The organism is Mycolicibacterium tokaiense (assembly GCF_010725885.1).
Lineage (GTDB): Bacteria > Actinomycetota > Actinomycetes > Mycobacteriales > Mycobacteriaceae > Mycobacterium > Mycobacterium tokaiense.
In genome coordinates this window covers 1157273-1183656 of sequence record NZ_AP022600.1, presented here as the reverse complement: position 1 = coordinate 1183656, position 26384 = coordinate 1157273, and the positions used below count along the sequence as shown (strand labels likewise).

Annotated in this window: 25 protein-coding genes and 1 pseudogene; 22 read left to right on the top strand and 4 right to left on the bottom strand. The window is 67.6% G+C overall.

What is annotated here, in order from left to right; translation table 11 throughout:
- Positions 1 to 27 precede the first annotated feature (27 nt).
- The 4 genes from G6N58_RS05650 (at position 28) to G6N58_RS05635 (ending at position 3468) form a co-directional block, all read left to right on the top strand.
- Entirely contained in the window at positions 28 to 651 is a 624-nt protein-coding gene (locus G6N58_RS05650; protein WP_115279412.1) for a class I SAM-dependent methyltransferase, read from the top strand.
- 162 nt (positions 652 to 813) lie between these two features.
- Entirely contained in the window at positions 814 to 1677 is an 864-nt protein-coding gene (locus G6N58_RS05645; RefSeq protein ID WP_115279413.1) for an ABC transporter permease, read from the top strand.
- A complete protein-coding gene (locus G6N58_RS05640; RefSeq protein WP_115279414.1) occupies positions 1674 to 2702 on the top strand; it encodes a taurine ABC transporter substrate-binding protein in 1029 nt (342 codons plus the stop codon). Before G6N58_RS05645 ends, G6N58_RS05640 begins: the two co-directional genes overlap by 4 nt.
- Positions 2686 to 3468: an ABC transporter ATP-binding protein gene (locus G6N58_RS05635; protein ID WP_115279415.1), complete on the top strand. Its 783-nt coding sequence runs from the start codon at positions 2686 to 2688 to the stop codon at positions 3466 to 3468. Before G6N58_RS05640 ends, G6N58_RS05635 begins: the two co-directional genes overlap by 17 nt.
- A 70-nt stretch (positions 3469 to 3538) precedes the next feature.
- Here G6N58_RS05635 and G6N58_RS05630 read toward each other — a convergent pair whose 3' ends face one another.
- A complete protein-coding gene (locus tag G6N58_RS05630; RefSeq protein ID WP_115279416.1) occupies positions 3539 to 4312 on the bottom strand; it encodes an HAD-IIA family hydrolase in 774 nt (257 codons plus the stop codon).
- An 11-nt stretch (positions 4313 to 4323) separates the two neighbouring features.
- Positions 4324 to 4434, bottom strand: a pseudogene (locus tag G6N58_RS30725) (CAP domain-containing protein); the annotation flags it as partial.
- A gap of 136 nt (positions 4435 to 4570) precedes the next feature.
- On the opposite strand from G6N58_RS30725, the gene G6N58_RS05625 reads away from it, so the two are divergent.
- On the top strand, positions 4571 to 5212 hold the full coding sequence (locus tag G6N58_RS05625; RefSeq protein ID WP_115279418.1) for a TetR/AcrR family transcriptional regulator: 642 nt from the start codon (positions 4571 to 4573) through the stop codon (positions 5210 to 5212).
- Between the two features lie 9 nt (positions 5213 to 5221).
- A complete protein-coding gene (locus G6N58_RS05620) occupies positions 5222 to 5665 on the top strand; it encodes an SRPBCC family protein (RefSeq protein ID WP_115279419.1) in 444 nt (147 codons plus the stop codon).
- On the opposite strand, the gene G6N58_RS05615 is transcribed toward G6N58_RS05620, so the two are convergent.
- Complete coding sequence (locus tag G6N58_RS05615) at positions 5662 to 6348, bottom strand: GntR family transcriptional regulator (protein WP_232067744.1); 687 nt, start codon at positions 6346 to 6348, stop codon at positions 5662 to 5664. The two genes, G6N58_RS05620 and G6N58_RS05615, sit on opposite strands and share 4 nt — an antisense overlap.
- A gap of 137 nt (positions 6349 to 6485) precedes the next feature.
- On the opposite strand from G6N58_RS05615, the gene fadD5 reads away from it, so the two are divergent.
- From fadD5 to G6N58_RS05535, 16 genes are all read left to right on the top strand, one after another.
- The gene (gene fadD5 / locus G6N58_RS05610) at positions 6486 to 8102 is read left to right on the top strand and encodes a fatty-acid--CoA ligase FadD5 (protein WP_170314328.1); all 1617 of its coding nucleotides are present in this window, start codon (positions 6486 to 6488) and stop codon (positions 8100 to 8102) included.
- 260 nt (positions 8103 to 8362) lie between these two features.
- Complete coding sequence (locus tag G6N58_RS05605) at positions 8363 to 9160, top strand: MlaE family ABC transporter permease (RefSeq protein ID WP_172545004.1); 798 nt, start codon at positions 8363 to 8365, stop codon at positions 9158 to 9160.
- Positions 9160 to 10029 carry an MlaE family ABC transporter permease gene (locus G6N58_RS05600; RefSeq protein WP_115279422.1) on the top strand — a complete coding sequence of 290 codons (870 nt, stop codon included), beginning with the start codon at positions 9160 to 9162 and terminating at the stop codon, positions 10027 to 10029. The genes G6N58_RS05605 and G6N58_RS05600 overlap by 1 nt, the downstream gene beginning before the upstream one ends.
- Positions 10030 to 10032: 3 nt before the next feature.
- Positions 10033 to 11262: an MCE family protein gene (locus G6N58_RS05595; protein ID WP_068918949.1), complete on the top strand. Its 1230-nt coding sequence runs from the start codon at positions 10033 to 10035 to the stop codon at positions 11260 to 11262.
- Complete coding sequence (locus G6N58_RS05590) at positions 11259 to 12299, top strand: virulence factor Mce family protein (protein WP_068918948.1); 1041 nt, start codon at positions 11259 to 11261, stop codon at positions 12297 to 12299. Before G6N58_RS05595 ends, G6N58_RS05590 begins: the two co-directional genes overlap by 4 nt.
- Entirely contained in the window at positions 12296 to 13888 is a 1593-nt protein-coding gene (locus G6N58_RS05585) for an MCE family protein (protein WP_115279423.1), read from the top strand. The genes G6N58_RS05590 and G6N58_RS05585 overlap by 4 nt, the downstream gene beginning before the upstream one ends.
- A 2-nt stretch (positions 13889 to 13890) precedes the next feature.
- A complete protein-coding gene (locus G6N58_RS05580; RefSeq protein WP_115279424.1) occupies positions 13891 to 15507 on the top strand; it encodes a virulence factor Mce family protein in 1617 nt (538 codons plus the stop codon).
- Between the two features lie 5 nt (positions 15508 to 15512).
- Positions 15513 to 16661: a virulence factor Mce family protein gene (locus G6N58_RS05575; RefSeq protein WP_264035578.1), complete on the top strand. Its 1149-nt coding sequence runs from the start codon at positions 15513 to 15515 to the stop codon at positions 16659 to 16661.
- A 3-nt stretch (positions 16662 to 16664) separates the two neighbouring features.
- Positions 16665 to 18212 (top strand): MCE family protein, encoded by a 1548-nt coding sequence (locus G6N58_RS05570; protein WP_115279425.1) that lies wholly within the window; start codon positions 16665 to 16667, stop codon positions 18210 to 18212.
- Complete coding sequence (locus G6N58_RS05565) at positions 18182 to 18814, top strand: Rv1363c family protein (RefSeq protein ID WP_115279426.1); 633 nt, start codon at positions 18182 to 18184, stop codon at positions 18812 to 18814. Before G6N58_RS05570 ends, G6N58_RS05565 begins: the two co-directional genes overlap by 31 nt.
- On the top strand, positions 18811 to 19767 hold the full coding sequence (locus G6N58_RS05560; protein ID WP_115279427.1) for an RDD family protein: 957 nt from the start codon (positions 18811 to 18813) through the stop codon (positions 19765 to 19767). Before G6N58_RS05565 ends, G6N58_RS05560 begins: the two co-directional genes overlap by 4 nt.
- Positions 19764 to 20315 (top strand): Rv1363c family protein, encoded by a 552-nt coding sequence (locus tag G6N58_RS05555; RefSeq protein WP_068918942.1) that lies wholly within the window; start codon positions 19764 to 19766, stop codon positions 20313 to 20315. The genes G6N58_RS05560 and G6N58_RS05555 overlap by 4 nt, the downstream gene beginning before the upstream one ends.
- Positions 20282 to 20962: a mammalian cell entry protein gene (locus tag G6N58_RS05550; protein WP_068918941.1), complete on the top strand. Its 681-nt coding sequence runs from the start codon at positions 20282 to 20284 to the stop codon at positions 20960 to 20962. Before G6N58_RS05555 ends, G6N58_RS05550 begins: the two co-directional genes overlap by 34 nt.
- Before the next feature lie 231 nt (positions 20963 to 21193).
- Positions 21194 to 22018: an SDR family NAD(P)-dependent oxidoreductase gene (locus G6N58_RS05545; RefSeq protein ID WP_115281778.1), complete on the top strand. Its 825-nt coding sequence runs from the start codon at positions 21194 to 21196 to the stop codon at positions 22016 to 22018.
- A gap of 186 nt (positions 22019 to 22204) precedes the next feature.
- Positions 22205 to 24445: an alpha/beta hydrolase family protein gene (locus G6N58_RS05540; protein WP_163907930.1), complete on the top strand. Its 2241-nt coding sequence runs from the start codon at positions 22205 to 22207 to the stop codon at positions 24443 to 24445.
- A gap of 9 nt (positions 24446 to 24454) precedes the next feature.
- Positions 24455 to 25210: a fructosamine kinase family protein gene (locus tag G6N58_RS05535; RefSeq protein WP_115279429.1), complete on the top strand. Its 756-nt coding sequence runs from the start codon at positions 24455 to 24457 to the stop codon at positions 25208 to 25210.
- Here the strand turns inward: G6N58_RS05535 and G6N58_RS05530 are convergent.
- Positions 25203 to 26318: a phosphodiester glycosidase family protein gene (locus tag G6N58_RS05530; protein WP_435406163.1), complete on the bottom strand. Its 1116-nt coding sequence runs from the start codon at positions 26316 to 26318 to the stop codon at positions 25203 to 25205. The genes G6N58_RS05535 and G6N58_RS05530 overlap by 8 nt on opposite strands.
- Positions 26319 to 26384 lie beyond the last annotated feature (66 nt).

The window sequence follows — 26384 nt, the reverse complement described above, 5'->3', positions numbered from 1 at the left end:
ACCCCGGGTTCGGGGTATGGAACGTCCATGCCAGAAGCGTCGCCTGCCGCCCCCACCCGCAACTTCGATCGCCCGGTCTCGACCTGGCGGGACATCCCGGGCTGGTTCCAGTGGCGCGACGGCCAGGAAGAGGCCGTCGCACACTTTCCCGACGGCAGCCGGTTTGTCGAGGTCGGGGTGTATCTCGGGAAAAGCCTGTGTTCGCTGGCCGAGGTGGTGGCGGCCAGTGGCCGGGACATCGCCGTACTGGGCGTCGACACCTGCCGCGGCAGCGGTCCCGAGGGGGTGGGAGACATCGACGCCCACCGTCCCGCGGTGGAGCACGGCGCGGGCACCATGGCCGGGCTGTTGCACCGCAACGTGATCGCTTGCGGCGCAGCCGATTCCGTACAGATCCTGATCTCGGACTCGCTGGCCGCCGCGGCGCTGTTCCCCGATGAGTCGCTGACCTGGGTTCATCTGGACGCCCGGCACGACTACGACAGTGTGGTCGCCGACATCACCGCCTGGCGGCCCAAGGTGGTGCCCGGCGGGTGGCTGACCGGCGACGATTTCGACGAGTACGCCTGGCCCGGCGTGGTGGCCGCAGTGCGCGACACGCTGCCGACGGCGCAGCGCTGGTCACTGAACCAGTGGCGCGTCGCGCTGTAGGGGCGAGACTTAAACTCGCGTTGAGTCTGACTCTGGTCACCTTCGCCTGACGCCGGTTTGATTCACGACGTGCCTGGGACGACGGTCATCGACTGCCGCTGTTGCTGAAGCGCCTTCACGCGCCCTGCAGCTTTGCTGTCCCGTCACACAGAGAGTCCTACCGTGTCCGTTTTTGTCGACATCGCTCCTGATGAGGCCGCGTCCACGCAGTCGCCGGTGTCCCGCGGCGAGAGCCGGTGGAAAGGCCGGCTGATCCGCGCCGCCCTGCCGCTGCTGTCGGTGGTCATCTTCCTGGTGGCCTGGCAACTGGCCGCCGCCAGCGGGCTGTGGAACCAGACGTTCGTGCCCTACCCGCGTGCAGTCTGGGACGCGTTCGTCACCATCTCCAGCATCCACGACGGGGTCCGCGGTTACGCCGGCTACCTGCTGTGGGAGCACCTCTACATGACCCTGCGTCGGGTGCTCATCGGCGTGGTCATCGGTGTGACGGTCGGGGTGGCGCTGGGGCTGGTGATGGGGTCGATCAGCTGGGTGCGCAGCGTGCTGGAGCCGTGGCTGACGTTCCTGCGCGCACTGCCGCCGCTGGCCTACTTCTTCCTGCTGGTCATCTGGCTCGGCATCGACGAGGCACCCAAGATCACGCTGCTGGCCCTGGCCGCGCTGCCGCCGGCGGCCGTGGCCACCACCGCGGCCGTGGTGGCCGCGCCGGTGGGGCTGCAGGAAGCCGCCCGGGCGCTGGGCGCCACCCGCAGCCAGGTGATCCGCGATGTGGTGGTGCCCTCGGCCCTGCCCGAGACCTTCACCGGCATCCGCCTGGCAGTCGGCATGGCGTACTCGTCGGTGGTGGCGGCCGAGCTGTTCAACGGCATCCCTGGCATCGGCGGCCTGGTCAAGGACGCCAGCAACTACAACAACACCCCCGTCGTACTGGTCGGGATCTTCGCCATCGGGATCTCGGGCCTGGTGATCGACAGCCTGCTTCGCGCGCTGGAGCGGCGCGCCGTCCCATGGAGAGGGAGAATATGACACTGAAGGCTTTGGTTGCCGCCCTTGCGGTCTCGGCATTGGGGCTGGCCGGGTGTGCGGTGGACAACTCGGGGCAGGACGCGGAGAAGCAAACCATCCGCATCGCCTACCAGACCTTCCCGAGTGGGGATCTGATCGTGAAGAACAACAAGTGGCTCGAAGAGGCCCTGCCGGATTACAACATCAAGTGGACCAAGTTCGACTCCGGCGCCGACGTCAACACGGCGTTCATCGCCAAGGAGCTCGACTTCGGTGCCCTGGGCTCCAGCCCGGTGGCCCGCGGTCTGTCCGAGCCGTTGAACATCCCGTACCAGGTGGCCTTCGTGCTCGACGTGGCCGGCGACAACGAGGCTCTGGTGGCCCGAAACGGCAGCGACATCAACAGCATTGCCGATCTGCGCGGCAAGCGGGTGGGCACGCCGTTCGCCTCCACCGCGCACTACTCGCTGTTGGCGGCACTGGACCAGAACGGCCTGACCCCGGCCGATGTGCAGCTGGTGGACCTGCAGCCGCAAGCCATTCTGGCAGCGTGGGAGCGTGGCGACATCGACGCGGCCTACACCTGGCTGCCGACGCTGGACCAACTGCGCGCAGGCGGTAAGGACCTGATCACCAGCAGGCAGTTGGCCTCCGACGGCAAGCCCACCCTCGACCTGGGCGTGGTGTCGACCGAGTTCGCCGAGGCCCATCCCGAGGTGGTCGACATCTGGCGTCAGCAGGAGGCGCGGGCACTCGACGTCATCGCCAATGAGCCGGAGACTGCCGCGAAGGCCATTGCGGCCGAAATCGGTTTGACCCCTGAGGAAACCGCGGGCCAGCTCAAGCAGGGGGTGTACCTCACCCCGGCTGAGGTGGCGTCGGCTGAGTGGCTGGGCAGCGACGGTGCGGTGGGCAACATCGCGGCCAACCTGGAGAGCGCCTCGCAGTTCCTGGCCGACCAGAAGCAGATCCCGGCCGCCGCGCCGCTGGAGACGTTCCAGAAGGCGATCTACACCAAGGGCTTACCGGATGTCCTCAACCAGTAGCGACGGGCGGGTCCGCATCCAGAACGTGAGCCACCGCTACGGCCGCGGCAGCGGCGAGGTGACCGCGCTGGGTCCGGTGGATCTCGACGTCGAGCCCGGTGCGTTTCTGGTGCTGGTCGGGGCGTCGGGCTGCGGCAAGAGCACGCTGCTGCGGCTGATCGCCGGCTTCGAGCAGCCCTCCGAAGGTGCGGTTGACGTGTCGGGTTCACCGCCCGCGCCCGGGGTGAGTGCCGGTGTGGTGTTCCAGCAGCCGCGGCTGTTCCCGTGGCGCACCGTCGGCGGCAACATCGACCTGGCGCTCAAGTATGCCAAGGTGCCGCGCGAGCGGCGGGCGGAGCGCCGCGACCAGTTGCTCGAGCGGGTGGGGCTGGAAGGCACTGCGGGGCGCAAGATCTGGGAGATCAGCGGCGGCCAGCAGCAGCGGGTCGCGATCGCCCGCGCGCTGGCGGCGGAGACGCCGCTGTTCCTGCTCGACGAGCCGTTCGCCGCACTGGACGCCCTGACCCGCGAGCGGTTGCAGGAGGATGTGCGACAGGTCAGCGCGGAGTCGGGCCGGACCACGGTGTTCGTCACGCACAGCGCCGACGAGGCGGCGTTCCTGGGTTCGCGCATCGTCGTGCTGACCCGGCGGCCGGGCCAGGTGGCACTGGACATTCCGGTGGACCTGCCGCGCACCGGGGTCGACCCCGACGAGCTGCGCCGCTCCCCGGAGTACGCCGACCTGCGTGCCGAGGTGGGCCGCGCCGTGAAAGCCGCCGCCGCCTAGCCTCCGCGACACGTAACCCCTTGCGGCAACACGCCGCGCCACGTCGCAAGGGATTACGCCTCGGCGTGGCTCAGACGAGTTCGATGACGTCGGCGATGGACGGCAGCACGCGACCGGGGCGGAACGGGTAGCGGTCGATGTCGGCTTCGGTGGTCGACCCGGTGAGCACCAGGATGGTGTCAAGTCCGGCCTCGATGCCCGCCACCACGTCGGTGTCCATCCGGTCGCCGATCATCGCGGTCTCCTCGGAGTGGGCCTCGATGCGGTTGAGCGCACTGCGGAACATCATGGGATTCGGCTTACCCACGAAATAGGGCTCCCGGCCCGTGGCCTTGGTGATCAGTGCCGCGACGGAACCCGTTGCGGGCAAAGGGCCTTCGGCGGAGGGGCCGGTGACGTCGGGGTTGGTGGCGATGAACCGCGCGCCCTCGCCGATCAACCGGATGGCCTTGGTGATGGCCTCGAAGGAGTAGGTGCGGGTCTCGCCGAGCACCACGAAGTCCGGTCCGACGTCGGTGAGGGTGTAGCCGACCTCGTGCAGCGCGGTGGTCAACCCCGCCTCACCGATGCAGTAGGCCGAGCCGCGGGGCAGCTGGTCGTGCAGGAACGTGGCCGTCGCCAATGCGGAGGTCCAGATCGCTTCCTCGGGCACCGTCAGTCCGGAGCGGGCCAGCCGGGCGGCCAGATCGCGCGGCGTGAAGATCGAGTTGTTGGTCAGGACCAGGAACGGTCGGCCCTTGTCCACGAGTCGCTGCAGGAATTCCGCTGCACCGGGCAGCGCGTGTTCCTCGCGCACCAGCACGCCGTCCATGTCGGTGAGCCAGCAGGTGTTGGGGGAGCGCACGCCCTCGACGCTCAGACCGGCGGGTAGGCCGGGGGTGGGTACACGCCGCGCAGCGCCCAGGGGAACCACGAGAAGAAGTACTCGATCTCGTCGCTCGCGTCGTAATCCGGGTTCGGATCCATCAGATGCCTCCCAGCGGTACCGGTGTGACCAGTGTAGTCACCCGAGGCGGCAGTACGACAGCGTTCGATGGGGATAAACTAGCCAACCAACTGATTGATAGGGCGCCGACCGTCGGGGCCGCAGAAAGAGTGAACCATGGCATCAGAAAACGGGCTGACCCGCCGCGAGGAGCTGTTGGCCGTCGCCACCAAGCTGTTCGCCGCTCGCGGCTACCACGGCACCCGGATGGATGATGTCGCCGACGTGGTGGGGCTGAACAAGGCCACGGTGTACCACTACTACGCCAGCAAGTCGCTCATTCTCTACGACATCTACCAGCGCGCGGCCGACAACACCCTGGCCGCGGTGCACGACGACCCCACCTGGACGGCCCGCGAGGCGCTCTACCAGTACACCGTGCGGCTGCTCACGCAGATCGCGGCCAATCCCGAAGGCGCAGCGGTGTACTTCCAGGAGCAGCCCTACATCAGCGAGTGGTTCACCGAAGAGCAGGTGGCCGAGATCAAGGAGAAGGAAGCCCAGGTCTACGAGCATGTCCACGGCCTGATCGACCGGGGCATCGCCAGCGGCGAGTTCTACGCGTGCGACTCCCACGTGCTGGCCCTGGGCTACATCGGGATGACGCTCGGCGCCTACCGCTGGCTGCGGCCCCACGGCCGCCGTTCGGCCCCGGAGATCGCCGCCGAATTCAGCACCGCGCTGCTGCGCGGACTGATCCGCGACGAGAAGACGCGGGTGGAGTCACCGCTGGGCGAAGGCAGCACCGCACAGAGATAAGGTGACGCCATGCCGCTGGTGAGCAAGACGGTCGAGGTCGCGGCCGAGGAGTCCGTGATCCTGGGCATCGTGGCCGATTTCGAGGCCTATCCCCAATGGAACGAAGAGGTGAAGGGCTGCTGGATCCTGCACCGGTACCCGGACGGCCGGCCCAGCCAGCTGCGCCTGGACGCCTCCGTCCAGGGCAATGACGGCACCTACATCCAGGCCGTCTACTACCCGCAGCCCAACCAGATCCAGACCGTGATGCAGCAGGGTGATCACTTCTCCAAGCAGGATCAGCTGTTCTCCGTCGTCGGCATGGGTTCGACGTCGCTGCTCACCGTCGACATGGACGTCGAGGTGGACCTCGGGGTTCCGGTGCCGGCCATGATGGTGAAAAAGGTCGTCAACGAGGCGCTCGACCACCTGGCGAACAACCTGAAGAACCGCGCGGAGCAGCTGAGTAACTAGGTTTCCCAGATCCCGCTGCGCTCCAAGACCTCCGTGAGCCGGTCGGCACCGTCGTTGAACTGCCACTCGGTGTGCGCGACGGCGGCGGCGACGTCCCTGGTGCGCAGCGCGGCGATCAGGTCGCGATGGTTGGTCACCGCGTCCGCGCCCCAGCCGGGGTCGGCCGCGTAGAGCAGCGCGGGCATGGACTTGGCCACGTGTAACAGCAGCCAGGCCAACTTGATTCGGCCCGCCACCCGGTTGAAGGCGCGATGGAACGCGAACTCGGCGGCCACCACGGCCTTCGAGTCGGCGCCGTCCACCGCCTCGGCCAGTGCGTCGGTGAGGCGCTCCAACTCGTCGATCTGCTCGTCGGTGATGCGGGCGGTGGCGCTGGTTGCGAGTTCCCGGGCGATGGTCGCCTGCAGCCAGAAGATGTCGGCGATGTCCTGGCGGCTCATCGGCAGCACGACATAGCCACGGTGGGGCTCCAGCTGCACCATGCCCTCGCCGCGCAGCGTCAGCAGCGCCTCACGCACCGGGGTGATGCTGACCCCGAGTTGCGCGGCCGTCTCGTCCAACCGGATGTAGCTGCCGGGTTTGAGCACTCCGGACATGATCTCGGCGCGCAGCCGGCCGGCCACCTCATCCGAGAGCTGGGTGCGGCGCACGCCGCCACGACGGGTCCCTGCCGGTGCGTTCAACGTCGCCCTCGCCCTCGGATTCGATGTGACTACGGGGGTTGTCTGCCCAGCGCTCACGCTTTACTGTGACCGGGACAACACAATGTTTGATCAAATGTAAGATCCACGCAAGTTGGATCGAGAAGGGGTGCCGAGCGTTGACCGCACAGTTGACCGGCCAGGCGATCACCGAAACACCTGCCACCCAGCCCTACCTCGCTCGCCGCCAGAACTGGGTCACCCAGCTCAGCCGCCATGCCCTCATGCAGCCGCAGAGCACCGCCCTGCGCTATCAGGGACACACCACCACCTGGGCCGAGCTGGACCGCCGAGTCGGTGCGCTGGCCGCAGCGCTGGCGCGCCGCGGGGTGCGGGCCGGCGACCGCGTGATGATCCTGATGCTCAACCGCACGGAATTCGTCGAGTCCTTCCTGGCGGCCAACTACCTGGGCGCGATCGCGGTCCCGGTGAACTTCCGGCTGACCCCGCCCGAGCTCGCCTTCCTGGTCTCCGACTGCGACGCCCGGGTGGTTGTGACCGAACCCATGCTGGCCCCGGTGGCCGCGGGGGTGCGGGAGCTGGCGCCGACGCTGGAGACCGTGATCGTGGCCGGTGCTCCCACCGCCGATGGCCAGCTGGGCTACGAGGACCTGCTGGCCGAGGCCGGAGACCCGGCGCCGCCCGCCGACGTACCGGGCGACAGCCCCGCCCTGATCATGTACACCTCGGGAACCACCGGCAGGCCCAAGGGTGCGGTGTTGACGCACACCAACCTGACCGGTCAGACGATGACGATGCTGTACACCAACGGCGCCGACATCAACACCGATGTCGGCTTCATCGGCGTCCCGCTGTTCCACATCGCCGGGATCGCCAACATGCTCGTCGGGCTCACCCTCGGTCGTCCCACCGTGATCAACCCGCTCGGGGCCTTCGACCCGCACCAATTACTGGATCTGCTGCAGACAGAGGGCGTCACCGGCATCTTCCTGGTGCCCGCGCAGTGGCAGGCGGTGTGCGCCGCCCAGAAGGTTACCCCGCGCGATCTCGCGCTGCGGGTGATCTCCTGGGGAGCCGCACCCGCATCGGACACCCTGCTGCGCGAGATGGCCGACACCTTCCCCGCCGCCAAGATCCTGGCCGCCTTCGGGCAGACCGAGATGTCGCCGGTGACGTGCATGTTGTTGGGGGAGGACGCCATTCGCAAGCTGGGCTCGGTGGGCAAGGTGATTCCCACGGTGTCCGCACGGGTGGTCGACGAGGACATGAACGACGTGCCGGTGGGTGAGGTGGGCGAAATCGTCTATCGCGCACCGACTCTGATGGCGGGGTACTGGAACAACCCGGAAGCCACCGCCGAGGCGTTTGCCGGCGGGTGGTTCCACTCCGGGGACCTGGTGCGCATGGATGCCGACGGCTACGTCTGGGTGGTCGACCGCAAGAAGGACATGATCATCTCCGGCGGCGAGAACATCTACTGCGCTGAGGTGGAGAACGTGCTGGCCGCGCACCCGGCCATCGCCGAGGTGGCAGTGATCGGCCGCAGCCACGAGAAGTGGGGCGAGGTGCCGGTGGCCGTCATAGCTGTCACACCGGATACCCCCGGTCTGCAGTTGGCCGATCTGGAGGACTTTCTCAACGAGCGGTTGGCCAGGTACAAGCACCCGCGCGGGCTCGAGGTCGTCGACGCATTGCCGCGCAACCCGGCTGGCAAAGTTCTGAAAACCGAATTGCGCAGCCGCTTCAGTGTAGATTCTGGCCCCGAAACCGCCTGATAGAGACCATTTCTCGAATCGGATTCTAAGAGTTGACCAGGGCGCAAATTATGTGCCGGTGACGGCGGAGGGTTAATCGTGCAGATGCGGTACACGCCCGCCGCGGCATCGGGTACATTCCTGTGGTCCGTCTTACTACTGAGCAGTAGGAAGACGGACGACACTTTCTCCGGGTCGGGCCAAGGAGGGTGCGTGCAGGGTAGCTCGTCATGGCTGCGGCCGGGGCGCCACCGTCGGGTCACCCGGAATCGGGTGCCCGCGTGACGGTGTCGTCAAACGGTCTCACCGGCTACGTGCGTGATCAGTTGCGCACGCCGCTGGAGCTGGTCGGCGGGTTCTTCCGGATGTGCGTGCTCGCAGGCAGGGCCCTGCTGAGACCGTTCGAATGGCGGGAGTTCATCGACCAGAGCTGGTTCCTGATGCGGGTGGCGTTCCTGCCCACCGTCGCCGTCTCGATCCCGCTCACGGTGCTGATCATCTTCACCCTCAACATCCTGTTGGCCGAGTTCGGCGCCGCCGACGTCTCGGGCGCCGGTGCCGCGCTCGGTGCGGTGACCCAGCTCGGCCCCCTGGTCACCGTGCTCGTGGTGGCCGGCGCGGGCTCCACGGCCATCTGCGCCGACCTCGGTGCCCGGACCATCCGTGAAGAGATCGACGCACTCGAGGTGCTCGGCATCGACCCGATCCACCGCCTCGTCGTCCCGCGTGTCGCCGCCTCGACGTTTGTCGCCTTCCTGCTCAATGGCGCCGTCATCACCATCGGGCTGGTGGGTGGCTTCATCTTCGGCGTCTACATCCAGAACGTCTCCGCCGGCGCCTACGTCTCGACGCTGACGCTGGTCACCGGTCTTCCCGAGGTGCTGATCTCCGTGGTCAAGGCACTGACCTTCGGCCTGATCGCCGGCCTGGTGGGCTGCTACCGGGGGCTGACGGTGGCCGGCGGCGCCAAGGGTGTCGGCACCGCGGTCAACGAGACGCTGGTGCTCTGCGTGGTGGCCCTGTTCGCCGTCAACGTGGTGCTCACCACCATCGGTGTCCGCTTCGGGACGGGGCGCTGATGTCCACGACACAGGTTCTGCGCGCCCGGTTCCCCCGGCTCTACGGCAACGCCGGGCGCGCCGCCGGATCACCCGGCCGGTTCCTGGATTCCATCGGCCACGTCGCCTGGTTCGTGGTCACCGCCGTCGGATCGATCGGGCACGCGCTGCGGTTCTACCGCCGCGAGGTGTTGCGTCTGATCGCCGAGATCGGCATGGGTACCGGGGCCATGGCCGTGATCGGCGGCACCGTCGCGATCGTCGGGTTCGTCACGCTCTCCGGCGGATCCCTGATCGCCATCCAGGGTTTCGCCTCGCTCGGCAACATCGGGGTGGAGGCCTTCACCGGCTTCTTCGCCGCCCTGGTGAACGTGCGCATCGCTGCGCCCGTGGTGGCCGGTCAGGCCCTGGCCGCCACCGTCGGCGCGGGTGCCACCGCCGAGCTTGGCGCCATGCGCATCAGCGAGGAGATCGACGCCCTGGAAGTCATGGGCATCAAATCGATCTCGTATCTGGTGTCCACCCGCATCCTGGCCGGCTTCGTGGTGATCATCCCGCTGTACGCGATGGCGATCATCATGAGCTTCCTGTCCGCCCAGATCACCACGACGTTCTTCTACGGACAGTCGATCGGCACCTACGAGCACTACTTCCGGACCTTCCTGCGGCCCGACGACGTGATGTGGTCCTTCGTCCAGGCCATCATCATCTCGGTGATCGTGATGCTCAACCACTGCTACTACGGGTACAACGCCGGTGGTGGTCCCGTGGGTGTCGGTGAGGCCGTTGGTCGTTCGATGCGCGCATCGCTGGTCCTGATCGTCGTCGTCGTCCTGCTCGCATCGTTGGCGCTCTACGGCGTCGACCCCAACTTCAACCTGACGGTGTAGCCGATGACCGCACCCGGGCAGGTCACCTCGCCACCCAACACCCAGCGCACGCCGCCTTACAAGCTGGCGGGCGCGGTGCTCCTGGTTGTCGTCCTGGTGGTGGCCACGCTGGTCTACATCCAGTTCCGCGGCGGCTTCGCCGACAACACCAAACTCACCCTGGTCTCCAGCCGCGCCGGCCTGGTGATGGACCCCGGTTCGAAGGTGACTTACAACGGGGTCGAGATCGGCCGGGTGGCGAAGGTGGCGCCGCTGGACTCCGACGGCACCACCAAAGCGCAGCTGACCCTCGACGTCGACCCGCGCTACATCGACCTGATACCGGCCAACGTCAACGCCAACATCCAGGCCACCACGGTGTTCGGCAACAAGTACGTCTCCTTCACCTCTCCGGATGACCCCGTCGCCGCGCGGATCACCTCCGCCGATGTCATCGACGTCTCCAATGTGACCACAGAGTTCAACACGTTGTTCGAGACCATCACCTCGATCTCCGAACAGGTGGACCCGGTCAAGCTGAACCTCACGCTGTCGGCCACCGCCGAGGCCCTGACCGGCCTTGGTGACAAGTTCGGCGAGTCGCTGGTCCGCGGCAACTCGATCCTCGACGACATCAACCCCCGTATGCCGCAGATCCGTTACGACGTGCAGAGATTGGCGGACTTGGGTGAGGTGTACACCTCTGCGGCCCCCGATCTCTTCGACGCCCTGGACAACGCGGTGATCACGGCCCGCACGCTCAACGAGCGCCAGGGTGACCTGGACGCCGCCCTGCTGGCGGCCGTGGGTTTCGGCAACACCGGGGCCGACGTGTTCGAACGCGGCGGGCCGTTCCTGGTGCGAGGCGCAGCAGACCTGGTGACCACCTCCAGGACCCTGGACGAATACAGCCCGGCAATCTTCTGCACCATCCGCAACTACGCCACCGTCGCGCCCAAAGTGGCTGCCTCCCTTGGTGGAAACGGCTATTCGCTGAACACGAACACCACGTTCCTGGGTGCCGAGAACCCGTATGTGTACCCGGACAACCTGCCGCGGGTGAACGCCAAGGGCGGCCCCGGCGGCGCACCCGGGTGCTGGCAGGAGATCACCCGTGAGCTGTGGCCCGCACCGTATCTGGTGATGGACACCGGTGCCTCGATCGCGCCGTACAACCACTTCGAACTGGGCCAGCCGATCCTCACCGAGTACGTCTGGGGTCGCCAAGTCGGGGAGAACACGATCAACCCATGAGAACCACCGGAACCGCGATCAAACTCGGCGCCTTCTCTCTGGTGCTGCTGATGTTCACCGCCGTCATCATCATCGTCTTCGGGCAGATCCGCTTCGACCGGACCTCCGGATACTCCGCAGAGTTCTCCAATGCCAGCGGTCTTCGCGCCGGGCAGTTCGTCCGCGCCTCGGGTGTCGAGGTGGGCAAGGTGTCGAAGGTGCAGTTGATCGACGGCGGCCAGCGCGTGCGGGTCGACTTCGACGTGGACCGCACGCTGCCGCTGTACCAGTCCACCACCGCCCAGATCCGCTATCAGGACCTGATCGGCAACCGCTACCTCGAACTGCAACGCGGCCAGGGGGAGGGCGCGGACCGGGTGCTGCCTCCGGGTGGGTTCATCCCGTTGGCCCGCACCACTCCCGCGCTGGATCTCGATGCGCTGATCGGCGGCTTCAAGCCGCTGTTCCGCGCGCTGGACCCCGACAAGGTGAACAACATCGCCCAGTCCATCATCACCGTGTTCCAGGGTCAGGGCGGCACCATCAACGACATCCTGGACCAGACCGCACAACTGACCAACGCGCTGGCCGACCGCGACCAGGCCATCGGTGAGGTGATCACCAACCTCAACACCGTCCTGGACACCACCGTCAAGCACCAGAAGGAGTTCGACCAGACGGTCAACGACTTCGAAGTGCTGATCACCGGCCTGAAGAACCGCGCCGACCCACTGGGCCAGTCGGTGGCCGACATCAGCAATGCCGCAGGCACACTGGGTGATCTGCTGGCCGACAACCGGCCGGTGCTCAAAGACACCATCGGGCACCTCGAGACCATCCAGCAGCCGCTGATCGACGAGCAGGCCCAGGTGGAGGACACGCTGTCCAAGGTGCCCAACGCACTGAAGATCATCGGCCGCGCCGGTGGTGTCTACGGTGACTTCTTCAACTTCTATCTGTGCGACCTGAACCTCAAACTGAACGGTCTGCAGCCCGGCGGCCCGGTCCGCACGGTCAAGGTGTTCACCCAGCCGACGGGTAGGTGCACCCCACAGTGAGATCGATCGAAGGATCCAACCGGATCCGCAGCGGCGTCCTGGGCATCCTGATCCTGGTGCTCATCATCGGTGTGGGACAGAGCTTCTCGAGCGTGCCGATGCTGTTCGCCCAGCCCACGTACTACGGACTGTTCACCGATTCCGGGGGCCTGAACACCGGGGACAAGGTGCGCATCGCGGGCACCGACGTGGGCACGGTGGAGAGCCTGGCCATCGACGGCGATCATGTCCGGATGGGTTTCACCCTGGGCGGCAACCAGATCGGCACCGACTCGCGGCTGGCCATCCGCACCGACACCATCCTGGGCAAGAAGGTGCTGGAGATCGAGCCGCGCGGCAGCCAGACGCTGCGGGCCTCCGGTGAGCTGCCGATCGGGCAGAGCACCACGCCGTACCAGATTTACGACGCGTTCTTCGACGTCACCAAAGCTGCCGGGGGCTGGGACATCCAGACGGTCAAGCAGTCGCTGAATGTGCTCAGCGAGACCATCGACCAGACGTACCCACACCTGAGCGCCGCGCTGGACGGGGTGGCCAGGTTCTCCGACGTGATCGGCAAGCGCGACGAGCAGTTCAAGCAACTGCTGGCCAACGCCAACAAAGTGGCCGGCGTGCTCGGGGATCGCAGCGAGCAGATCAACCAGCTGCTGCTGAACTCCCGGACGCTGCTGGCCGCCATCAACGAGCGCAGCCAGGCGGTGAACTATCTGCTGGAGAACGTGTCACAGGTCTCGCGCCAGTTCGAGGGGTTCATCAACGACAACCCGAACCTGAACAGGGTGCTGGAACAGCTGCAGACGGTCTCCGGCATCCTCGAGCGCCACAAGTTCGACCTCGCCGAATCACTGTCCACCCTGAGCAAGTTCACCGCGTCGCTGGCCGAGGCCATCGGCTCGGGGCCGTACTTCAAGGTGATCATCATCAACCTGCTGCCCGGCCAAGTGGTCCAGCCCTTCATCGACGCCGCGTTCAAGAAACGCGGGATCGATCCCGAGCAGTTCTGGCGCAATGCCGGGCTGCCCGCCTTCCAGTTCCCGGATCCGAACGGACAGCGTCAGCCCAACGGCGCGCCGCCGCCGGCCCCGCAGGTGCTCGAAGGCACCCCGGACTTCCCTGGCCCGGCGGTGCCCAAGGGGTCACCGTGCTCGTACACCCCACCCGCGGACGGGATTCCGTCGCCGGAGAACCCACTGCCGTGCGCGGACCTGACCGTCGGCCCGTTCGGAGACAACCCGTACGGCACGAACTACGGTCCGCCGGTGGGCGTCCAGACCTCAGCGCCCAACCCCGACGCCCCGCCCCCGGCACCGGGTGTGCCCGCGGGCAACGAGCCCGGTGGCCTCGTGCCGACGGTGCCGGGGGTTCCTGCCCCGCCGTTGGCGCCCGGCCCGCCCGGAGCGCGCACGGTCCCGGTCGGCCCGCTGCCGGGACCCGGCCCCGCGCCCGTACCGGTACCTCCGGTGGGACCCGGCCCCGCCCCGGTACCCGGTCCGGGACAGCAACTCTCGCCCAACTCGGTGGCGCCGCTACCCGGGAACCCGCCGTTCATCATCCCGTCCACCACACCTGACGCCGTAGGGAACCGGTAGCGATGTCGACGATCTTCAACGTGCGCAACATGAAAGTGCCGCGCCTGTCCCGCGCGGCGGTGATCATCGGCGCGCTGGTGCTCGTGCTTGCACTGGTGGGGGCCGTCGCAGGGTGGCAGCTGTACAAGAGGCTCACCTACAACACGGTGACCGCCTACTTCCCGCAGGCGCTGGCGCTCTACCCCGGCGACAAGGTGCAGATCATGGGCGTGCGGGTGGGGTCGATCGACAGCATCGAGCCCGCCGGCGACCGGATGAAGGTGACCTTCAGCTACGAGAACAAGTACAAGGTGCCTGCCGATGCCACCGCGTCCATCCTGAATCCCAGCCTGGTCGCCTCGCGCACCATCCAGCTGTCCCCGGCCTACACCGGCGGCCCCGAGCTCGAGAACAACGCCGAGATCCCGATGGAACGCACCCAGGTTCCGGTGGAATGGGACGACCTGCGCAACCAGATCACCGACATCGTCACGGAACTGGGCCCCACCCCCGGACAGCCCAAGGGCCCGTTCGGCGACGTCGTCGAGTCCTTCGCCGACGGGCTGGCCGGCAAGGGTGAGCAGATCAACACCACCTTGAACGCGCTGTCGGAGTCGATCACCGCGCTCAACCAGGGCCGCGGCGACTTCTTCGCCGTTGCCAAGAGCCTGGCGTTGTTCGTCAACGCCCTGCACCGCAGCGATCAGCAATTCGTCGAACTCAACGACAACCTCGCTCAGTTCACCAACTCCTTCACCAACAACGACCAGGAACTGGCGACCGCCCTGCGCGATATCGACGGATTGCTCACCACCGCACAGCAGTTCATCAACGACAATGGGTCCGAGCTGTCCACCAGCATCAACAACCTGGCCAACACCACCAATGCGATCCTGCAGCCCGAGCCCCGCGACGGGCTCGAGACCGCGCTGCACATCTTCCCGAACCTCGCGGCCAACCTGGTCAACATCTACGAGCCCACCCACGGCTCGCTGACCGCGATCCCGGTGGTGGCCAGCTTCGCCAACCCGATGCAGTTCATCTGCAGCTCCATCCAGGCCGGCAGCCGGCTCGGCTATCAGGAGTCCGCGGAGCTGTGCGCGCAGTACCTCGCACCGATCTTGGACGCCATCAAGTTCAACTTCCCGCCGTTCGGCGTCAACCAGTTCGCCACGGCGGCAACGCTGCCCAAGTACGTGGCGTACTCCGAGCCCCGGCTGCAGCCGCCCCCCGGTTACAAGGACACCACCGTTCCGGGTGTCTGGTCGCGCGACACCCTGTTCAGCCACGGCAACCACGAGCCGGGCTGGATCGTGGCACCCGGCATGCAGGGCCTGCAGGTGCAGCAGTTCACCAAGAACATGTTGACCCCGGACTCGCTGGCGGCCCTGATGGGTGGGCCCGACCCGGTGAGCTACCCGCCCGGCGGTCCCCGCGGCGGTGCGGTGCCCAACGCCTACGACCAGAACAATCCGCTGCCGCCGCCGTGGTATCCGCAGCCCGGTCCGCCGCCGCCCCCGGCACCGGACGTGGTTCCCGGTCCGCTGCCGCTGTCACAGCAGGTTCCGGGACCGGCGCCTGCAGCACCGGCGCCCGCCCCGCCGGGACCGCCGCTGCCCGCTGAGGTGGGTGCCCCGTGACGCGCATCCTGCGGTTCACCCGCGTAGCCACCTGGCGCACCCTGGTGCTGGCCGTCGTCGCGATGGTGCTGGCCTCCTGCGGGTGGAAGGGCGTGGCCAACGTGCCGCTGCCCGGTGGCCCCGGCACCAGCGGTGACACCATGACGGTGTACGTCCAGATGCCGGACACCCTGGCGCTCAACGTCAACAGCCGGGTGCGGGTGGCCGACGTCTTCGTCGGGTCGGTGCGCAAGATCGAACTGGTCAATTGGGTGGCCACGCTGACCCTGGATATCGACGGCAATGTGCAACTGCCCGAGAACGCCACGGCGCGCATCGGCCAGACCAGCCTGCTGGGCACCCAGCACGTCGAACTCGCAGCGCCGCAGCAGGATCCGTCAGCGCAACCGCTGCGCAACGGCGATACGATCCCGCTGGCCGACAGCTCGGCCTATCCCACCACCGAACGCACCCTGGCCAGCATTGCCACGGTGCTCAACGGCGGCGGCATCCCCAACCTGGAGGTGATCCAGACCGAGGTCAACAACATCCTCGACGGCAACGCCGAACAGGTCCGCGCGTTCCTCGGCAAGCTCGACGTGTTCACCGAACAGCTCAACGCCCAGCGCGAAGATCTGACCCGGGCCATCGACACCACCAACGAGTTGCTGTCCATCGTGGCGGCCCGCAACGACACTCTGGACCGGGTGCTCACCGAGTTTCCGCCGCTGATCAAGTATTTCGCCGACCAGCGCGATGTGTTCGCCGACGCGGTGACGGCGCTGGGCCGCTTCAGCGCAGCCACCGACCAGTACCTCTCGGCCGCGCGCGGCGACCTGGAGACCAACCTGCAGTTGCTGCAACGGCCGCTCAAGCAGCTCGGCCGGGCCTCGCCGTACCTGATCGGCGCCCTGAAGTTGATCCTCACCGCACCGTTCGCCATCGACAACGTGCCGAAGGTGGTGCGTGGTGACTACATCAACACCTCGGCGACGTTCGACCTGACGCTGAGCACGCTGGACAACGCGTTCCTGACCGGCACCGGGTTCTCCGGGGCGCTGCGCGCGCTGGAACAGGCGTGGGGTCGCGACGTCAACCAGATGATCCCGGACGTGCGCTACACCCCGAGCCCCAATTCGGTGCCCGGCGGTCCGTTGGTGGAGCGAGGTGAATAGGCGATGCTGACCCGCTTCATCCGAATTCAGTTGGCGTTGTTCACCGTGCTGACGGTGATCGCGCTGACCGCGCTGGGCTGGTACTACCTGCGGCTGCCCAGCCTGGCCGGGGTGGGGCAGTACACCCTGCACGCGGACCTGCCCGCCTCGGGCGGGCTGTACCGCACCGCCAACGTCACCTACCGCGGTATCACCATCGGCAAGGTGACCGAGGTGGAGCCCACCGAGTCGGGTGCACGGGCCACGATGAGCATCGAGGACCGGTACAAGATCCCGGTGGACGCCTCGGCCAACGTGCACTCGGTGTCGGCGATCGGCGAGCAGTACCTGGATCTGGTGTCGGACAGCACGTCCGGGCAGTACCTCTCGCCCGGCCAGACCATCACCGATGGCTCCGTGCCACGGGAGATCGGTCCCGCGCTCGACGCCGCCGACCGGGGCCTGGCCGCACTGCCCAAGGAGAAGATCTCGGGACTGCTCGACGAGACCGCCCTGGCCGTCGGAGGTCTGGGACCGGCGCTGCAACGCCTGGTGGACGGAACCCAGGCCATCGTCACCGACTTCGACACCAACATCGGCGACATCAACGACATCATCGACAACTCGGCGCCGATCCTGGACAGCCAGGTCAATTCCGGCGACGCCATCCGGCGCTGGTCGGCCAACCTCAACAGCCTCGCCGCCCAGACCGCGCAGCAGGACCAGGCCGTGCGCAGCGGCCTGGCCAAAGCCGGCCCCACCGCCGACGCGGTGGCGGGGGTGTTCGGGGAAGTGCGTGAAGCACTTCCTCAGACGCTGGCCAACCTCTCGATCGTGTTCGACATGCTCAAGCGGTACAACAAGGGCCTGGAGCAGACACTGGTCATCCTGCCGCAGGGGGCCTCGGTGGCCCAGGCCGTGGCCGCGCCGTTCAAGAATGCCGCGGCGTTGAACTTCAGCCTCACCATCAACCAACCGCCGCCGTGCCTCACCGGCTTCCTGCCTGCCTCGCAGTGGCGCTCGCCCGCCGACACCACCACCGCCCCGCTGCCGAGTGGGATGTACTGCAAGATCCCGAAGGACACCCCGGCCAACGTGGTCCGCGGTGCCCGCAACTATCCGTGCGCGGATGTGCCGGGCAAGACGGCCGCCACCCCGCGGGAATGCCGCAGCGAGGAACCGTACGTGCCGCTGGGCAACAACCCGTGGTACGGCGATCCCAACCAGCTGTTGAACTGCCCCGCGCCGGGCGCGCGGTGCGACCAGCCGGTCAACCCCGGGCGGGTGATCCCGGCGCCGACGATCAACAACGGGATGAACCCGCTGCCCGCCGACATGCTGCCGCCACCGGCGCCGATCACCAGTGATCCGCTGAGCCCACCCGGCAGCGGTACCGTGCAGTGCAGCGGACAGCAACCCAACCCGTGCATCTACACTCCGGCACCCAACGGCATGATCTACAACCCACAGGCGGGTGAGGTGGTGGGTCCCGACGGGGTGAAGTACTCCGTGAGCAGTTCGACGAACACAGGAGAAGAGGGATGGAAGGAGATGCTGGCACCGGCCGGCTGAATCCCGACGACGTTCCCGACGTCCCCGATGACGACGTTGCCCACAGCGACGTTTCCGACACCGACGTTCCCGGCGGCGACGTGGCCGGCACACCGCAGGCGACGCGACTGTCCAGCCGGAGCTGGTTCGTCGGCGTGTGCGCCGCGCTGGTGGTGACGGCGGCGCTGGTGGCCACCGCCGGATACTTCGTAGGGCAGTCCAATCGCGACGCCGGCGTACTGGCCCGCGACGAGGCCGCGGCGACGGCCGCCGCCAAGGACTGTGTGGCGGCCACCCAGGCCCCCGACACCGCGGCCATGGCGGAGAGCCAGCAGAAGATCCTCGACTGTGCCACCGGCGACTACCAGACCCAGGCCACGCTCTACAGCGGGGTGCTGGTCGAGGCGTATCAGGCTGCCAACGCGCAGGTGGAGGTCACCGACATGGAAGCTGCCGTGGAGCGCCACAACGACGACGGCTCGATGGATGTCCTGGTGGCGCTGCGGGTGAAGCTCACCAACACCGAAGTACAGCAACAGGAAACCGGATACCGGCTGCGGGTGCAGATGGCCCAGGACGAAGGCACCTACAAGATCGCCCGCCTCGACCAGGTGACCACGTGACCGCGGTGCTCGACGATCAGACCACGGACACCGATACCGCCCCGGCGGTCATCCGGGCCGGGTGGGCGGCGCGCGCCGGCGCGTTCGTCATCGACGTGGTGATCGGTCTCCTGACCGTCACGACGCTGGTGCTGGTGGCCTGGACCACCGCTCAGCGCAGCCCCCTGTGGTGGGTGTGTGTGGTTGCTGCCGGACTGACGTTGCTCGCGGTGGTGGTCAACCGTCTGCTGCTGCCCGCGGTGACCGGCTGGACGCTGGGCCGGGCGGCGCTGGGCATTCGGGTGGTCCGCCGCGACGGGGTGCCGGCGGGTCCCTGGCGGCTGTTGCTGCGCGATCTGGCCCACCTGCTGGACACCGCGGCGGTGTTCGTGGGATGGCTGTGGCCGCTGTGGGATTCGCGCCGCCGCACCTGGGCCGACCTGTTGGCCCACACCGAGGTGCACCGCACGGTCCACCGTCCGCCCCGGGCCGTCCGGCGGGCCGGGGCGGCGGTGTGCGCCGCGATGGTGCTGGCTTTGGCTGCGGTGGCAGCGGGATATCTCGTGGTGTACCAGTCGGATCTGCGGGCGGCCCAGGCCCGCGAACAGCTGGCAGTGCAAGGGCCCAAGCTGGTCGAAGGCATGCTCAGCTACGACGTTCCCACCCTGGCACAGGATTTCGAACGCGCCGCCGGATTGGTCACCGACGGCTACCGCGATCAACTGACGGCGCAGCAGGACGCCATCACCGCATCGGGTGCGACGGCCAACGAGTACTGGACCGCCAACAGCGCAGTCCTGACCAACACCGCCGACCGCGGCACCATGCTGCTGGCGTTGCAGGGTCAGCGCGGGGTGCCGCCGGACCAGCGGTTCATCACCGCGACGGTGCGGGTGGACTTCGAGAAGGTCGACGATCAGTGGCGGGTCGCGGGTTTGACCGTGCTGGCCAGTCCGCAAGGACCGCCACAGTGAGTCCGCGCCGCAGGGTCGAGGAGAAGGCACCCGAGCAGTTCAGCCGGCGCGCCCCGCACCGGGGGCGTCCCGTCGGGTTGGTGGTGCTGATGGCGTCGGCGGTGGTGGTGCTGATCGCCGCGCTGACGGCGGGCACCCTACTGCTGATCACCCATGAGCAGCATCGCACGGAGGCGGTGCGCAACGTCGCGGTGATCAGTTACGTGCGCGGGTTCATGACGCAGTACACCTCACCGGATCCCATGCGCGCCAACGACTATGCCGATGCGGTGCTGGATCAGGCCACCGGGCAGCTGGCGCAGGACTACCAGCAGCGGATCAACGAGATCGTTGTTCAGGTGGCCCGGGCCGAACCCACCACGGGAACGGTGCTCGACGCGGGGGTGGAACGCTGGAACGACGACGGCAGCGCCGACGTGCTGGTGGCCACCAAGACGGTGACGACGTTCCCGGACGGCAGGACCTTCGAGGACGGTTCCCGTTGGGTGGCCACCGCGATCCAGGAAGGAGACCAGTGGAAGATCAGCAATCTGCTGCAGGTGATCTGACCGACGACACCGAGAGTGAGCCGCCCAGGACGCCGGTGGGCAAGGCGCGACGCCGGACGCGGACCGTCACCGCCGACGCGACCGCAGAGTCGGTGCCGGCCGAGGAACCGGTGGCCGCGGCTCCCCGCCGTGCGGCGCCGAGATGGGCTCCGGCGGCGATCGGAGCGGCTGCGGTGGTGTTCGTCGGCGCCGGCGCCTTCACCGCGTCCACCCTGCAGCCATACGTGGCGCACCGCGCGCTCGTGGACACCAAGCTCGACATCGCTCGCACTGCTGCGGATGCCATCACCACGTTGTGGACCTACACCCCGGAGAACATGGAGTCGCTGGCCGACCGGTCTGCGCGATTCCTCGGCGGCGACTTCGAAGCGCAGTACCGCAAATACGTCGACGCCATCGCGCCGACCAACAAGCAGGCTCAGGTCACCAACAACACCCAGGTGGTGGGCGCGGCGGTCGAGTCGGTCAGCGGACGCGACGCCACGGCCATCGTGTACACCAACTCGACGGCCACCAGTCCGTTGTCGAAGGACATCCCGTCGTTGCGGTACCTGTCCTACCGTCTGACATTGCAGCGCGAGGGCTCGCAGTGGCTGGTGACGAGCATGGACACCATCACGTCCCTGGATCTGACCCCCCAGTTGTAGATTTTCGGTTGCCGAAACGTCAATAAAATCTGGTCACGCTCGTGTACATTTCTTAGCGCACGCTGTGAGCGGGCTGGGTGCGACGTGTCGGGGCGCTCGTAGCCGGCCGGCTCACAGCGGGTATGACTTGGGCAGATCTGCCCCGCGATGTCGGGGGCGGACACCGGGCGGGGCACGCCAGCCGTGTCTCCCCGGTGTCCGACCACGACGGTGACCTCGACGGGAGTGGTGATGGCGAGCGTTCTGGTCACGGGAGCGTCCCGGGGTATCGGAAGAGCCACCGCCATCCACCTGGCCCATCGGGGCTGGCAGGTGTTCGCCGGCGTACGCCGCAGCCAGGACGGCGCCCACCTCGCCGCGGTGGCCGGGGTGACGCCGCTGCCGTTGGACATCACCGACCTCGACCAGGTGTCCGCGCTCCGGGACCACTTGCCCGCCCGACTCGATGCCGTGGTCAACAACGCGGGCACCGTGGTGGGCGCACCGCTGGAGGCGGTACCGATCGAACAGTTGCGCCGTCAACTCGACGTCAACGTCGTGGGACAGATCGCGGTGGCGCAGGCGGTGATACCGCTGCTGAGAGCATCCGCGGGGCGAATGGTGTTTGTTTCCAGCGTGAATGGCCGGATTGCCGCACCGATGCTGGGCCCGTACTGCGCCTCCAAGTTCGCCCTCGAGGCTGCTGCGGACGCCCTCCGAATGGAATTGCGGCCCTGGGGCATCCGCGTCAGCATCATCGAACCCGCCCAGACCGCAACGGATATGTGGGACACCGCCGAGGCGGCGGCCGACGAGATGGAGTCGGCGATGACGCCCGAACAGCGGGTGCTGTATGCCGGGCACATCGCGGGTTTCCGCGCGATGATCCCGAGCTCGCAGAAGGCGGCGGTGCCGGCGGACGTGGTGGCCCGGCTGATCGAGAAGGCGCTGAGCGACCGCCGTCCCAAGGCGCGCTATGTGCCCGGCATGGCTGCGCGCCTGCAGATCGCTGTGGTCAGCACCCTCCCCGCCGGGGTGGCCGACCGCCTGCTTCGCAAGGCCTTCGGGCAACCCTGACGCGCGCGTCAGCAAACTTTAAATACATCTGATCTTGGTAACCGCGCTGATTTTGCGGCAATATCAGCAATTCGGCGCAGCATTGCTACACGCGATGTTACGGTCCTGAGAATAACCTGAGAATTTCATGAAGGGGCTGTTCAGATGGCCGGCACGCATCGCAAGCGCAGAGAACGAGCACGTCGAGTGGCCACCGTCGGAGCTGCCACGGCAACGGTGACGGCGATGGCCGTGACCACCGTGACGCCCCTGCAGGCAAACGCAGCGCCGGGTGCCGACCCGGTACGCAGCGACACGGTGGTGAACGCCGCGCTGGTCGGCGGCTTCGCCTCGGCGCTGGTGGCCACCCCCGGCTCACCCGGACTACCGCCGATGGAATTGGCCCCGGGAGCCCCAGACCCGGCCGACATCCCGGACCTGACCTTCGGCGTCGGCGCCACGGTCTACAACGGATTCCAGGACGTGGCCGCCGCCATCGAACGCGCGATCCTGGACAACGTCAACCTCTCGGGTCTGCTCACCGCACTGGGCTACGACCCGGAAGAGGTGGTGAACAACGCACTGGGCGCCATCATCACCCAGACCCTGGCCGGTATCCCACTGGACGTGGCCGGGATCCCCGGCGTCGGCCCCCTCCTCGCACCGTTTCTGACCGGTGCCGGGATCACTGACGTGCTGGACCTGACCACCCTGCTGGGCCTGGACCTCAGCGACCCGCTGAACCTTGCGGGCGTTGACGCCCCCGGACTCAACATCATCACCGCCGGCCCGCCGCTGACCCTGCTCAAATTCCTGGGCGTGGATCTGGGTTGGGTACCGGGGTTCCCGAACTCCGTCGCCGATGAGATCAACGGGACCCCCTACTTGAACATCGGGGTGGCCAGCATTCTGAATCAACTGATCTCAGGTATCCAGAACAACCCCGACCTCAATTTCCTGCAGAAGACCGCCCTGCTGACCCCGCTGCAGATCGCCCTCAGCGAGTTCGGAGACCTGGACCTGGTTGACCTGCGGATCCCGGTGGTCGCCGGGTTCGGACTGGGCGCGTTCGCCGCCGGGATGGCCTACCCACAGGTGGTGGCGCAACTGCCGAACCAGCCCGGGGGAGCGGCCTATACCGGAGTCAGTCCGCTGCTCGGCAGCATCACCGTGCTGCCGATGATCCTGCTGCGCAACCCCGGACGCGCCAACGGCGGACTGTTCGCCCGGATGTACCCCCTGGCCGCACTGGCCGGCATCGACACCGTCACTCCCGACGCCGAGGCAACCAGCAGTACCGACCCCACCAGTACGCTCAATGTGCCGATCCTCGGCACCGGCATCACCCTGGGCGGGGCCAATCTCATCCCGGTCAAGGTCGACGCAACGGCGCAGTACGATCCACTGTCGGACTTCCCGGCCTGGGGCAACCCGGTCTCCCTGCTCAATGCCGGTGCAGCGCTGCTGTTCCCGACGTACATCCTCCGGGGCCTGACCCTGACCGGGTTGGTCTCGGCGCTGACCGACCAGGCCACCCCCCAACTGGCGGAGGCACTGGCCGCAGTGGCGGCCGGCGATCCGCTGGCGCTCAATCTCTACCTGACGCTGCCCACCAGCAGCTTGCCGCTGCTCGAGCCGATCCGGCTGCCGGTCGACGCCCTCAACCTGGTCACCGGGATGAACTTCAACAATCCGGTCGCCACCGCGCTGGAGCCGGCACTGAAGATCCTGACCAATCTCGGGTTCACCGATGTCGACCAGGACAACGGGTACGAACGCACGCTGGATCAGGCCGACGTCATCACCCCGTTCGGCACCCTACCGTCCAATATCGACTGGGCGCGGGTGCCCGGTGATGTGTTCGAGGCGCTGGTCGCCGGTGTCGAGCAGGCCGTCGAAGACGGCATCATCAGCTCCACCCCGGTGGACAACCCGCTGCGCACCCTGGTCAACATCGTCCGGGCACTACTCGGCGACGGTAGTCTCGAGACGGCCCTCGGCGCGACCCCCGACGACGTGACGGCGCTGGCCGAACCTGAAGCGGCACAGCAGCGTTCGGCGCCACCGGAACTGCCCGCGGTCGTCGGACAACAGCTCGACGAAGACACTGGCGGGACCGAGCCCGCCGACGTCGACGAGCAGTCCGACGACGACACCGGGGACACCGAGACCGGGGACGCGGAAACCGCAGACGTGAAGACCGACCGCGGCGACCACAACGCCTTCGAGCAGATCGACGCCGGGTTCAAGAATGCCTGGAAGTCGTTGGATGACATCGCGAAGCAAGGCCGCACGGAGATCGAGCGGGTGATCTACGGAACCCGCGGCACCCGGGACGACGAGGACACGTCGGAGCCGACCGACAGCGGTCAGGACACCTCCGAGGAGACCGAGAAGGCGGACAAGGCCGAGAAGGCAGAGAAGACCGAGAAGCAGGAGGCGGCCTAGTCTCGCAGGGTGTTCGTCAAACGCCACCGCGCTGCGCCACCCGGCTTCTTCGCCTGCGAAGCCGCGGGTCTGCAGTGGCTGTCATCGGCTCCCGGCGGGGTGGCCTGCGCACAGGTGGTGAGCTTCGATGACACCTCACTGACGCTGCAGCGCCTGGAGTCCACGACCCCCACCGAGAACGCCGCCCTCGAATTCGGCGCGCGACTGGCCCGCACGCACAATGCGGGCGCCGCCGGGTTCGGGGCGCCGCCGCAAGGCTGGCCGGGCCCGGGGTTCTTCGGGCCGCTGGAGCACCTGCTGCCGATGACGTATGCCACGCACCCGCGGTGGGGGGTGTTCTATGCCGAGGAGCGGCTGGCGCCGATGCTCGAGCGGGCCAGGCCTCGACTGGAGAACCGGACCGTCCGCGATCTCGATACCGTGATGAGGCGTTGTGCGGCAGGCGACTTCGATGATGACGACGCTCCGGCGCGACTCCACGGCGACCTGTGGAGCGGCAACGTGCTGTGGACCGCGGACGGGGTGGTGCTGATCGATCCGGCCGCCCACGGTGGGCACCGGGAGACCGACCTGGCCATGCTGGCGTTGTTCGGCTGCCCGCACCTGCCGGCGGTGTTGCGCGGCTACCAGAGCGTGCACCGGCTGCGTGAGGGTTGGCAGAACCGGGTGGGGCTGCACCAGCTCTACCCGCTGCTGGCCCATGTGGTGCTGTTCGGCGGCGGCTACGGGCGCGAGGTGGCACGGGTGGCGCGCGAACTCAGTTGAATGCCAACCAACTCGGCAGTGCCCGCTCACGTGAGTCGCACAGCACGGCCATGGTGTCGCAGTTTCCCTTGGGCACCCCGGCGCCGGCCCACATGCCGCCGGTGTCCCGGCGCAGCACGATCGCCGATGACCCGCCGCCGTCGAGCAGCACCGCGGTGTCGCTGCCCAGGGCGCGGAACAGGTTCTGCACCTCATCGGGGGTGTAACTGCCGCCCTGGAAGACGTACATCTCGTCCCTGGCCTTCGAGTAGGCGATGGCGGTCCGCGACGCCGAGGGGCCCGGGTCGTTGAGCTGGCCGGTGTCTCCGGGTGCCAGCAGGCCCAGGCCGGCGACGGCCACGAAGCGGCTGCCCTCGTCGACCATCCGGGTGATCACCGGTCCGGCTGCGTCGTAGTCGTCAGTGGACTTGGGCGACACCACAAATGGCGCCCCGCCCACCGGCAGGATCATCGTGGACAAGGCGGTCCACTTCTCATCACCGCCCGACAACCCCTGCTTGCCCGCATAGGGGATGGTGCCCGTCACCGCCATGTTGACCTTGCCCTGGCCGCGGGTGTTGTCCACATAGGCGCCCAGCGGGGAACTGCAGCCGGTGTTCTTCCACGACCCGCCGGCCTGGCTGCGGATGTCGAAGAAGTTGGCGTTGATCGCGATGGTGGGTTGTCCCATCGCTTGCCAGGCCGCCACCGGCGTGTAGATCTCCGCGGCCTGCCACAGCCCTTCCCGGGTGCGTGCGCCGGGGGTGCGCTCGCAGCGGGCCTGGTAGCCGTTGTGGGTGTCGACCAGCAGGCGCGGGGCCAGTCGCTGGGAGGCGGCTTTGATGATCATCAGCAGGCCGCCGTTGTCCATCTCGTAGGCATTGCCTGCCGCATCGAGCATGGGTGCGGGGTGCCCGCCGCCGAAGGCGTACACCAGATACGAGCCCTGCGTATTGGCGATCGCCGCCGCCAGAGCTTCTTTGCCGGAGGCCCGCGCCACCGGTTCGCCCGTCGCGGCTGCGATACCAGCACTCAGCAGCACCGCCGCGGCGACGGCGACGGTGCGCCGGGCGGTGGTGATGGCGGCTCTCACGGTTGCCCTTTCGGCGCGCGCGGGGAAATGGGACAACCATCACAATAACCACACTTGACACACTGTCAACTTTGATAACAGGTGCGAAACGAGGTGGTTTCA

What these genes read in the sequence shown, in the direction of transcription:
- G6N58_RS05595 (WP_068918949.1), top strand. Translation starts at nt 10,033, where the DNA reads ATGACCGCACCCGGGCAGGTCACCTCGCCACCCAACACCCAGCGCACG.
- G6N58_RS05600 (WP_115279422.1), top strand. Translation starts at nt 9,160, where the DNA reads ATGTCCACGACACAGGTTCTGCGCGCCCGGTTCCCCCGGCTCTACGGC.
- G6N58_RS05625 (WP_115279418.1), top strand. Translation starts at nt 4,571, where the DNA reads ATGGCATCAGAAAACGGGCTGACCCGCCGCGAGGAGCTGTTGGCCGTC.
- G6N58_RS05545 (WP_115281778.1), top strand. Translation starts at nt 21,194, where the DNA reads ATGGCGAGCGTTCTGGTCACGGGAGCGTCCCGGGGTATCGGAAGAGCC.
- G6N58_RS05590 (WP_068918948.1), top strand. Translation starts at nt 11,259, where the DNA reads ATGAGAACCACCGGAACCGCGATCAAACTCGGCGCCTTCTCTCTGGTG.
- G6N58_RS05620 (WP_115279419.1), top strand. Translation starts at nt 5,222, where the DNA reads ATGCCGCTGGTGAGCAAGACGGTCGAGGTCGCGGCCGAGGAGTCCGTG.
- G6N58_RS05650 (WP_115279412.1), top strand. Translation starts at nt 28, where the DNA reads ATGCCAGAAGCGTCGCCTGCCGCCCCCACCCGCAACTTCGATCGCCCG.
- G6N58_RS05580 (WP_115279424.1), top strand. Translation starts at nt 13,891, where the DNA reads ATGTCGACGATCTTCAACGTGCGCAACATGAAAGTGCCGCGCCTGTCC.
- G6N58_RS05570 (WP_115279425.1), top strand. Translation starts at nt 16,665, where the DNA reads ATGCTGACCCGCTTCATCCGAATTCAGTTGGCGTTGTTCACCGTGCTG.
- G6N58_RS05565 (WP_115279426.1), top strand. Translation starts at nt 18,182, where the DNA reads ATGGAAGGAGATGCTGGCACCGGCCGGCTGAATCCCGACGACGTTCCC.
- G6N58_RS05640 (WP_115279414.1), top strand. Translation starts at nt 1,674, where the DNA reads ATGACACTGAAGGCTTTGGTTGCCGCCCTTGCGGTCTCGGCATTGGGG.
- G6N58_RS05635 (WP_115279415.1), top strand. Translation starts at nt 2,686, where the DNA reads ATGTCCTCAACCAGTAGCGACGGGCGGGTCCGCATCCAGAACGTGAGC.